Source organism: Rhodovarius lipocyclicus, from assembly GCF_009900765.1.
GTDB classification, from domain to species: Bacteria; Pseudomonadota; Alphaproteobacteria; order Acetobacterales; family Acetobacteraceae; genus Rhodovarius; species Rhodovarius lipocyclicus.
On sequence record NZ_JAAABL010000110.1, the window covers coordinates 1 to 212 of the forward strand.

A 212-nucleotide genomic window follows, 5' to 3' on the forward strand; every position below is an offset into this window, starting at 1 on the left:
TGGAGGCCGAGATCATCGCCCTGCGCCAGGCCCACCCGGCCTGGGGCGGGCGCAAGCTGGCGCGCCGCCTGCACGACCTGGGGCGGCAGGACGTGCCCGCCCCCTCGACCGTCACCGAGGTGCTGCGCCGCCACGGCCTGCTGGACCCGGCCGAGGCCGCCTCTCACCGCCCCCACCAGCGCTTCGAGCACGCGGCCCCCAACGATCTGTGG

At 77.4% G+C, this 212-nt stretch carries 1 pseudogene; it reads left to right on the top strand.

Features of this window, described 5'->3' with window-relative positions:
- A pseudogene (locus GT007_RS22135) lies at window positions 1-212 on the top strand (helix-turn-helix domain-containing protein); the annotation flags it as partial.